The organism is Actinacidiphila sp. bgisy144 (assembly GCF_057708105.1).
In genome coordinates, this window is the sequence record NZ_JBYIRM010000110.1 from 1 (window position 1) to 748 (window position 748).

A 748-nucleotide genomic window follows, 5' to 3' on the forward strand; every position below is an offset into this window, starting at 1 on the left:
ACCGGCCGACTCCCGCCCCGACACAGCAGCAGCCAACCCCTCCACCAACTCACCACGGTCCCGGCCCACCACCGCCAACCGGTGCGAGAACCCCGTCGTCCGCGTCACCGCCAACGACAACGCCACATCCCCGACCCCAACCCCCGGACGCGCCTCCACAAACTCAGCCAACCGACCCGCCTGCGCCACCAACGCCGCATCAGACCGCGCCGACACCACCCACACCACCGAACCCGCAGACTCCGACCCCACCTCCGGGGCGGACTCCACCTCCTCCTGCACGGGCTGTTCGAGGATGAGGTGGACGTTGGTGCCACTGATCCCGAACGCCGACACACCCGCCCGCCGAGGACCAGAACCCGCCGGCCACTCACGAGGCGCCGTCAGCAACTCCACCGCTCCGGCCGACCAATCCACATGCGACGACGGAGCATCCACATGCAAGGTCTGCGGAAGCATCCCGTGCCGCATCGCCTGCACCATCTTGATCACACCCGCGACACCGGCAGCCGCCTGCGTGTGACCGATATTCGACTTCACCGACCCCAACAACAACGGCCGACCCTCCGGCCGGTCCTGCCCATAGGTCGCCAGCAGCGCTTGTGCCTCGATCGGATCACCCAACGCCGTGCCGGTGCCGTGCGCCTCGACCACATCCACATCACCCGGCTGCAACCCCGCACTCGCCAACGCCGCCCGAATCACCCGCTGCTGCGACGGACCGTTCGGCGCCGACAGACCATTACTG

1 protein-coding gene is annotated in these 748 nt (G+C 68.6%); it reads right to left on the bottom strand.

Going from position 1 to position 748, the window contains the following annotated elements:
• Window positions 1–748, bottom strand: a 748-nt coding sequence (locus AC3EVP_RS36930) for a ketoacyl-synthetase C-terminal extension domain-containing protein (protein ID WP_435138184.1), incomplete at both ends; no start/stop codon positions are given.